Raw genomic sequence first — 9,635 nt, forward strand, 5'->3', positions numbered from 1 at the left:
GAAGGTCGGCGGTTCAAATCCGTCTCCCGCAACCAATTTTAGGTTGGTGAAGTGAAATATCAGGTTGAACGCAATCAACACGACCTCCGGTCGGCGCCGTTGCACAGCGCGATAAAATCCGCTTCCCGCAACCAATCTTAGGTTGGTGAAGCGATAAAGTCCGCTTCCGCAACCGAATTTAAGTTTGTTGTTTAAATAACGGCTAAACTGAATAACGCGTCAGCGTTTCTTGTCAAAGCCACGCTGACCGGGCTAGCCATGTGCTAGCCTTTTTGCCCTCGGGGGCAGCACAAAGCGGACCAATAAGCCTTTGTGCAGAGAGTTACTCTCTCGTTATTGCTGAGATGATTCCGACACCAGCGATAACGGCTATGCTAGCGACTTATGTTGATAGCATGGCATCAGGGTCCAGTTACATTAAACCCCGATTTTCGGGGTTTTTTGTTATCTGAAGAAGACCATTCGGATAGTAACTGGGCTTTTAAGCCCTTTTTTTATTTCTGGGGTTTGGAATGACAGGATTAGAGAAACAACTGACTGAACTTTTGGCCGCGCCGGTTGAGGCGTTGGACTATGAGTTGGTTGGGCTTGAATTTGTTCGAGCTGGCCAGCATTCAACATTGCGTATTTTTATCGACCATGAAAATGGCATTACCGTCGACGATTGTGCCGACGTGAGCCGTCAGGTCAGTGCCGTGTTGGATGTAGAAGACCCAATCACAGTGGCTTATAACCTTGAGGTGTCATCGCCTGGGGTTGACCGTCCACTGTTCACCGCTGATCATTATCAGCAATTCATCGGGCATGAAGTGAACATCGTGCTGAAAATGGCTATGCAAAACCGCCGTAAGTGGAAAGGAGAAATTCTTTCTGTCGATGGCGATACCATCACGGTTCGCGTTGACGGCCAAGATGAGGCGTTTGCCTTGAGTAATATCGCCAAAGCAAACCTGGTTCCTTCATTTTAAGAGTAAATGAGGCATTAGTAGATGAATAAAGAAATCTTGGCTGTTGTCGAAGCGGTCTCAAACGAAAAAGCCGTTCCCCGTGAGCGTATTTTTGAGGCACTAGAAACCGCACTGGCAACGGCAACTAAAAAGAAGTACGAAGCCGACATTGATGTACGTATCGCCATTGATCGCAAGTCCGGTGAATTCGATACATTCCGCCGTTGGCTCGTGGTTGATGAAGTCACCCAGCCGACGCGTGAAATTACGTTAGAAGCGGCACAATACGAAGACGAGACCCTAGAGTTGGGCGGTTACGTTGAAGATCAGATTGAATCTGTTGCCTTTGACCGTATTACCACCCAAACCGCGAAACAAGTGATCGTACAAAAAGTCCGTGAAGCTGAGCGTGCACAAGTGGTTGAGCAGTTCATGGACAACGAAGGTGAGCTGGTAACCGGTGTGGTTAAGAAGGTGAACCGCGATGTGATCATCGTTGATTTGGGTAACAACGCGGAAGCGGCTATCCAGCGCGACGATCAGCTGCCTCGTGAAAACTTCCGTCCAGGCGACCGTGTACGTGGCTTGCTGTATGCCGTCCGTCCAGAGGCACGCGGTTTCCAGCTGTTTATGACTCGCTCAAAGCCGGAAATGCTCAGCGAGCTATTCCGCATTGAAGTGCCAGAAATTGGCGAAGAAATGATTGAGCTGATGGGCGCGGCGCGTGATCCAGCGTCGCGGGCGAAAATTGCGGTTAAAACCAACGACAAGCGTATTGACCCTGTTGGCGCCTGTGTCGGTATGCGTGGTGCACGTGTGCAAGCCGTATCGACCGAGCTAGGTGGCGAGCGCATTGACATCGTGCTTTGGGACGACAACCCTGCACAATTTGTGATCAATGCCATGGCACCGGCCGACGTAGCCTCTATCATCGTCGATGAAGACACGCACTCCATGGATATCGCTGTCGCGGCGGATAACTTGGCGCAAGCCATTGGCCGTAATGGTCAAAACGTTCGTTTGGCGTCTCAACTAACCGGTTGGGAACTGAACGTGATGACAGTTGAAGATCTACAGAAAAAGCACCAAGAAGAAGCGCAAGCCTCCGTCGAGTTGTTTGTGAAATACCTCGATATTGACGAAGACTTTGCCGAAACCTTGGTAGAAGAAGGGTTTACCACCCTTGAAGAAGTGGCCTATGTGCCAACCAGCGAAATGCTCGAAATCGATGGTCTAGACGAAGACACCGTCGAGATTTTGCGCGCACGTGCCAAAGAAGCGTTGACCACCATCGCGCTGGCACAAGAAGAGTCGCTGGGAGACGTTGAACCTGCCGAAGATTTACTGGCTCTCGATGGTCTTTCTCGTGAAATGGCCTTTAAACTCGCCGCTAAAGGCGTGAAGACCTTGGAAGATCTGGCTGATCAAGGCACTGACGATCTGTTAGATATTGACGGATTAGACGAAACCAGTGCGGGCGAGCTAATTATGGCCGCACGTAATATCTGCTGGTTCAGCGACGAAGCGTAAAGACGGCAAAGGAGGAGCAGAATGTCAGAGGTTACAGTACATACGCTGGCGAAGGAAATTGATACGCCAGTCGATCGTCTGCTGAAGCAGTTTAAAGAAGCTGGTATGCAAAAGTCGGCTGACGATCAGGTAAGCCAAGATGAGAAACAAGCTTTGCTCGCGCATTTAAAGCGTGAGCACGGTGATAACGGCAATGCTCCGACGCGTCTGACGCTTCAGCGCAAGAAACGTAGCACACTGAGCGTGTCAGGGGCTGGCGGAAAGAACAAAGATGTCCAAGTTGAGGTGCGTAAGAAGCGTACCTATGTGAAGCGTAGCGAGCTTGAAGAGCAAAAGACAGCGCAAGAAGCGGAAGAGCAAGCGAAACGCGAAGCCGAAGAAAAAGCGCGTCTAGAAGCGGAAGAGCAAGCGAAACGCGAAGCAGAAGAGAAAGCCAAGCGTGAGGCGGAAGAAAAAGCCAAACGTGAAGCAGAAGAGAAAGCCAAACGCGAAGCCGAAGAAAAAGCTAAGCGTGAAGCCAAGCCGCAAGCGCAACCGAAAACTGAGCAGTCTACAGAAAACGCAGCGGATACTGCTGCAGCTCAAACTGCTGATGCGCAAGCGAAGAAAGAAGCTGATGAACTTAAGCGTCGCCAGGAAGAGGAAGCCAAGCGTAAAGCTGAAGAAGAAAGTCAGCGGCAGTTAGAAGAGGCACGCAAAATGGCAGAAGCAAACCAAGAACGCTGGTCAGATCAAGACAAAGCACTTAATACCATGGAGGCGGCTGATCACCATACAGTCACTTCCGAGTACGCCCGTGAGGCAGAAGACGAGGCGGATCGTCGCGAAGAAAGCGCGGCGCCACGTCGTAAGAAAAAGAAAAAGGCCAATGCAGCCGAAGATAAAACCACTCGTGGCCGTCGTGGCAAAGGTGGGAAAGGCAAAGGCCGCATGGCTAAGCCATCATCGATGCAGCATGGCTTTAAAAAGCCAGCGCAGAAAGTAAACCGTGAAGTTGAAATCGGCGAAACCATCACCGTAGCGGAGCTGGCCAACAAGATGGCTGTCAAAGGCGCCGAAGTCATCAAAACCATGATGAAAATGGGTGCGATGGCGACGATTAACCAAGTGATCGACCAAGAAACCGCGCAACTAGTGGCGGAAGAAATGGGCCACAAGGTTATCCTACGTAAAGAGAACGAGCTGGAAGAGGCTGTACTCTCGGATCGTGATAGCGATGCACCCGTCGCACCACGTGCGCCGGTGGTAACTATCATGGGTCACGTTGACCACGGTAAAACCTCGCTGCTTGACTACATCCGTAAAGCGCACGTTGCGACGGGCGAAGCGGGCGGTATTACCCAGCATATCGGTGCGTATCACGTACAAACCGACAATGGCATGATCACCTTCTTAGATACCCCTGGACACGCCGCGTTTACCGCGATGCGTGCACGTGGTGCGGGTGCAACGGATATCGTTGTCTTGGTGGTTGCCGCTGATGATGGCGTGATGCCACAAACCAAAGAAGCGATTCAACACGCGAAAGCGGCCGGTGTGCCTTTGATTGTGGCCGTCAACAAGATGGATAAAGAAGGCGCTAACCCTGACAGCGTGAAAAACGAACTCGCACAGTATGACGTTATCCCAGAAGAATGGGGTGGTGAAAACATCTTCGTGCATGTGTCGGCGAAACAAGGCCAGAACATTGATGGCTTGCTTGAGTCTATCTTGCTGCAATCAGAAGTGCTTGAACTGAAAGCGGTCGAGCAAGGCATGGCGCGCGGTGTGGTGGTTGAATCACGTCTTGATAAAGGCCGTGGTCCTGTCGCGACAGTGCTGGTTCAAGAAGGTACCTTGAACAAAGGTGATATCGTTCTGTGTGGCTTGGAATATGGCCGTGTCCGTGCGATGCGTGATGAGAATGGCCAAGACGTAGAGCATGCGGGTCCGTCAATTCCGGTTGAGATCCTCGGTCTGTCTGGTGTGCCAGCAGCCGGTGACGAAGCCACGGTTGTGCGTGACGAGAAGAAAGCCCGTGAAGTGGCGCTTTATCGTCAAGGCAAGTTCCGTGACGTGAAACTGGCACGTCAGCAAAAAGCCAAACTGGAGAACATGTTCTCGAACATGGCTGAAGGTGAAGTGGCTGAGCTGAATATCGTGCTGAAAGCGGACGTTCAAGGCTCTGTCGAAGCAATTGCTGATTCACTGGTGAAACTGTCAACGGATGAAGTGAAAGTGAAGATCGTCGGCTCAGGTGTCGGTGGTATCACTGAAACTGACGCCGTCTTGGCCGCTGCGTCTAATGCGATCATTTGTGGCTTTAACGTCCGTGCGGATGCGGCGGCGCGTAAGACCATTGAAAATGAAAGCTTGGATCTGCGCTACTACTCTGTCATCTACACCATGATTGATGAAGTGAAACAAGCGATGAGCGGTATGCTTGCGCCTGAGTTCAAACAAGAAATCATCGGTCTTGCAGAAGTACGCGATGTCTTCAAATCACCGAAACTGGGCGCCATTGCCGGGTGTCAGGTTTCTGAAGGTGTGATTAAGCGTAACAACCCAATCCGTGTACTACGTGAAAACGTGGTTATCTACGAGGGTGAGCTAGAATCACTGCGTCGCTTCAAAGATGATGTCAACGAAGTGAAAAAAGGCTACGAGTGTGGTATCGGCGTGAAGAACTACAATGACGTTCGCGTTGGTGACCAGATTGAAGTCTATGAAACGGTTGAAATTCAGCGCTCAATCGACTGATTAAGCGTATAAATCAACCAGGTTGTTTGGATACACCGTGGGGGGAGGCGCATGCGCTTACCCCCATTTTATTGAGAGAAAAGAAAATGGGTAAAGATTTTAGCCGCACAGACCGCGTCGCCCATCAGCTGCAAAAAGAAATTGCACTGATACTGCAGCGCGAGATTAAAGATCCGCGCATTGGTATGGTCACTGTCTCTGATGTTCAGATTTCACGTGATTTGGCGTACGCGAAGGTTTTCGTCACGTTTTTAACCGTTGACGAGCAAGCCCCTACCGAGAGCCTAAAGGCGCTGAACGAAGCCAGTGGCTACATTCGTTCATTGGTTGGCAAGGCGATTCGTTTGCGTGTGACCCCTGAGCTGACGTTTGTTTTTGATGAGTCACTCACTGAGGGAATTCGAATTTCCAACTTGGTAAGCAAAGCGGTGCGCAGCGATGATGAGCGCCGTGGTGAAGATGACAAAGGTGAGGAGTAACAGATGGCGCGTCGTCAACGTCGTCGAGGTCGCCCCGTTGATGGGATTATCCTGCTCGATAAGCCCACGGGCATGACCTCTAATGATGCCTTACAAAAAGTAAAACGTATCTTTTTTGCCGAAAAAGCAGGCCATACAGGTGCGCTTGATCCGCTCGCAACCGGTATGCTGCCTATTTGCCTGGGCGAAGCCACCAAATTCTCCCAGTTTTTGCTCGACTCTGATAAGCGTTATCGCGTGGTCGCAAAGCTGGGTGAGCGCACGAACACCTCTGACGCCGATGGCGACGTGGTAGAAACCCGAGACGTGAAAGTTAACCTAGGCTTACTCGAGCGTTGTATTGCTAAGTTTCGTGGTGAAACCCAGCAAATTCCTTCTATGTTCTCGGCGCTGAAATACCAAGGTAAGCCTTTGTATGAATATGCGCGTCAAGGTATCGAGGTGCCACGTGAAGCGCGTACCATCAAGGTGTATCAGATTGAATTGCTGCGCTTTGAAGGTGATGAGATTGAAATGGAAGTGCATTGCTCTAAGGGCACTTATATTCGCACTATCGTCGATGATCTGGGTGAAATGTTGGGCTGTGGCGCGCATGTGACGGCCTTACGTCGTACTGGCGTATCAGCCTACCCAACGCGCCAGATGGTGACGCTTGAGCAACTGGAAAGCTTGTTGAATGAAGCCAGAGAGCAAGAGATCCAGCCCAAGCAGCTGCTCGATCCTTTGTTGCTGCCCCTCGATACCGCGGTGCAAGATCTACGTGAAATTAACTTGCTGCCGGTGATGGCCAGCTATGCATTGCAAGGGCAAGCGGTTCAAGTGCCCAATGCACCTACGAGTGGTTTTGTTCGCTTAACTGCAGGCGATGAGCGTCACTTCATTGGTGTGGGAGAAATCGACGCCGATGGTTTGGTCGCCCCGCGTCGTTTGGTGGCCAGTCGCCAGCCTGAAGCGCGCTAAAAAACCGACGCTTCGGCGCGTGTTTTTACAGGAAAAGCGGCGTGGATAGATTGCTACCTTAGACGAAAGTCAGTAGAATACGCGCCTTCGGGCACCGGCTGAATCAGAGATTGGCTGGTGCATGATAATCACACACTCTTATTAGGAGAGCATTATGTCTCTGACTGCAGAAGCAAAAGCACAAATCGTTGCTGATTTTGGTAAAACTGAGAACGATACGGGTTCACCAGAAGTTCAAATCGCCCTTTTGACCGCATCAATCAACGATCTGCAATCGCACTTCGCTGAGCACAAAGGTGACCACCACAGCCGTCGTGGCCTGCTACGCATGGTTTCACGTCGTCGTAAGCTGCTGGACTACCTGAAAAAGAACAACGTTGACCGTTACTTGGACGTTATCAAGCGTCTAGGCATCCGTCGCTAAGATTCTGGAGAGAAGGGAGCTCAGGCTCCCTTTTCTTTTGCGCTAAAAAAATGCGCCACAGGACGAGTCCGTGGCGCATTTTTTATTTGGCGGTATGTCGACTACTCGCTTTGATAACGCAGTGTCACTGACGCAGTGTCACTGACGCAGTGTCACTGACGCAGTGTCACTGACGAAGCGCTTTCGCCGCTGCAACCATGTTTTCTAATGCCGGGATCACCTCATCCCATTGGCGGGTTTTTAGGCCGCAATCCGGGTTCACCCACAATCTTTCTGCAGGAATACGGGCGGCGGCTTTTTCCATTAACCCAACAATTTGCGCTTGGCTTGGCGTATTGGGGGAGTGAATGTCATACACGCCAGGGCCAATGTCATTGGGATAGTCAAAGTGATCAAATGCGTCCAACAGTTCCATATCCGAGCGAGAGGTCTCTATGGTGATCACGTCGGCGTCCATATCCGCGATGGATGCGATGATATCGTTAAACTCGGAATAACACATATGGGTATGGATTTGCGTCTCGTCACTCACGCCGTTGGCGGCAATTTTAAACGCGTTGATTGCCCAATCGAGGTAATTTTGCCACTCACTGCGACGCAAAGGTAAACCTTCACGCAGCGCCGCTTCATCTATTTGAATGATTTGGGTGCCAGCTTTCTCAAGATCCTGCACTTCTTGGCGGATCGCCAGCGCCAGTTGGTTACAGGTCTGTGATCGTGGCTGATCGTCACGCACAAATGACCAATTAAGAATGGTGACCGGTCCGGTAAGCATGCCTTTCAGCGGCTTATCAGTCAGAGATTGCGCGTACTGGGTCCATTCCACCGTCATCGCTTTTGGACGTTCAATATCACCAAACAAAATCGGCGGCTTCACGCAGCGAGAGCCATACGATTGCACCCAACCGAACTGGCTAAACACATACCCATCCAGCTGTTCGCCAAAGTACTCCACCATATCATTACGCTCAGCCTCGCCATGCACTAACACATCGAGCCCTAACGCTTCTTGCTTTTCCACCGCATGGGCAATCTCTTTGCGCATAATGTCCTGATAGGTCACCGCATCAATCTCGCCTTTTTTGTATTGCAAGCGTGTTTGGCGAATGGTGCTGGTCTGCGGGAATGATCCTATAGTGGTGGTTGGGAAACGCGGTAATTGGAGCTGCTCGTGTTGCAAGCGAATGCGCTCTGCAAACGGACGCTGCCGTGTCCCTAATTGTGGTGTAATTGCTGCTAATGCGGCTTGCACCTTAGGGTTGTGTACACGTGGTGATTGCTGACGGCTTTCGATTGCCTCACGGTTATTGTCCAGCGCGGGCTGAACGGTTTGACGGCCGTGATTAAGGGCGCGCGCGAGTACATCCAGCTCCTCGAGTTTTTGATACGCAAAGGCGAGCCAGTTTTTTACCTCAGGGTCGAGGTTTTTCTCGCTTTCCAAATCGACCGGCACATGAAGCAAAGAGCAAGACGGCGCGAGCCAGAGGCGATCCCCCAAAGATTGATGAATCGGTTCGAGCCATTCTAACGTGGCATCAAGGTTAGTTTTCCAAACATTACGACCGTTGATTATACCCAGAGATAGGACGTGTTGATCGCTAAGCGCTTCACGGTATGCATCCACATCCCCTCGGCCACGAATAGCATCTAGGTGCCAGCCGTCAACGGGCAACGATTGCGCCAATGGACGATTTTCAGCTTGCTCGCCGAAGTAGCTCGCCAGCAATAACTTGACCTTGGTTTGGCTTAATGCACGATACGCGGTTTTTAGCGCCGTCTGCCATTCAGGCGCGAGCTCCGTGACCAAGATCGGTTCATCGATTTGGACCCACTCAACGCCTTTTTCTGCCAGCTTGCTCAGTAAGGTTTGATACACGGGTAAGAGCCTATCGAGCAGATCCAGTTTGTTCGATGCATCTTTTTCTTTGCCCAGCCAAAGGTAAGTCACGGGGCCGACTAAAACTGGCTTGGTGTTTATACCGGTTATTTTGGCTTCTTCTATTTGCGTCAATAGATTTTCAGCATGAAGACTAAACGTTGTTTGCGCGGTAAATTCTGGCACGATGTAGTGATAATTGGTATCGAACCATTTGGTCATTTCACCGGCATGCACGCACTGGCAAGCACTATCGTTTGCCGAGCGGCCACGAGCGACGCGGAAGTAGTTATCCAGGGTGTTATCTTGATGGGCAGCCACACGGTCAGGGACATTGCCGACTAAAAAGCTGGTGTCGAGCACATGGTCATAAAATGAAAAGTCGCCAACGGGAGCGATGTCGAGTTCACTTTGTTGTTGCCAGTGACTGCGGCGCAGATCTTTCGCAAGATCGGTTAAGTCTTGTTGGGATGATTCGCCACGCCAGTAATGCTCGAGTGCAAATTTAAGTTCGCGCTGGGCGCCGATACGTGGAAAGCCGAGATTATGATTTTTAGCCATCTATACGTCCTCCTTTTTGATTGAATTCAGCATAGGGCTTTCTCGTTATGAACTAAAATGGCATTATTTCATTAATCAATGAATTTTAGTCATGGAATAGACATGTTAGAACGTCACCA

General features: G+C 50.7%; 7 protein-coding genes. 6 read left to right on the plus strand and 1 reads right to left on the minus strand.

What is annotated here, in order from left to right:
• Window positions 1-512: 512 nt before the first annotated feature.
• From rimP to rpsO, 6 genes are all read left to right on the plus strand, one after another.
• Entirely contained in the window at window positions 513-968 is a 456-nt protein-coding gene (rimP, locus tag C7A19_RS01590) for a ribosome maturation factor RimP (RefSeq protein WP_069362134.1), read from the plus strand.
• Between the two features lie 21 nt (window positions 969-989).
• On the plus strand, window positions 990-2,477 hold the full coding sequence (nusA, locus tag C7A19_RS01595; protein WP_069362135.1) for a transcription termination factor NusA: 1,488 nt from the start codon (window positions 990-992) through the stop codon (window positions 2,475-2,477).
• Window positions 2,478-2,498: 21 nt separating this feature from the next.
• Window positions 2,499-5,216: a translation initiation factor IF-2 gene (infB, locus tag C7A19_RS01600; RefSeq protein WP_077458689.1), complete on the plus strand. Its 2,718-nt coding sequence runs from the start codon at window positions 2,499-2,501 to the stop codon at window positions 5,214-5,216.
• 86 nt (window positions 5,217-5,302) lie between these two features.
• On the plus strand, window positions 5,303-5,695 hold the full coding sequence (gene rbfA, locus C7A19_RS01605) for a 30S ribosome-binding factor RbfA (RefSeq protein WP_046075120.1): 393 nt from the start codon (window positions 5,303-5,305) through the stop codon (window positions 5,693-5,695).
• Between the two features lie 3 nt (window positions 5,696-5,698).
• Window positions 5,699-6,655 carry a tRNA pseudouridine(55) synthase TruB gene (truB, locus tag C7A19_RS01610; protein ID WP_077486709.1) on the plus strand — a complete coding sequence of 319 codons (957 nt, stop codon included), beginning with the start codon at window positions 5,699-5,701 and terminating at the stop codon, window positions 6,653-6,655.
• Between the two features lie 154 nt (window positions 6,656-6,809).
• Entirely contained in the window at window positions 6,810-7,079 is a 270-nt protein-coding gene (gene rpsO / locus C7A19_RS01615) for a 30S ribosomal protein S15 (RefSeq protein ID WP_046075122.1), read from the plus strand.
• A 166-nt stretch (window positions 7,080-7,245) separates the two neighbouring features.
• Here rpsO and metE read toward each other — a convergent pair whose 3' ends face one another.
• Window positions 7,246-9,516 (minus strand): 5-methyltetrahydropteroyltriglutamate--homocysteine S-methyltransferase, encoded by a 2,271-nt coding sequence (gene metE / locus C7A19_RS01620; protein ID WP_116643981.1) that lies wholly within the window; start codon window positions 9,514-9,516, stop codon window positions 7,246-7,248.
• Window positions 9,517-9,635: the final 119 nt, after the last annotated feature.

Source organism: Salinivibrio sp. HTSP, from assembly GCF_003390965.1.
GTDB lineage: Bacteria > Pseudomonadota > Gammaproteobacteria > Enterobacterales > Vibrionaceae > Salinivibrio > Salinivibrio kushneri.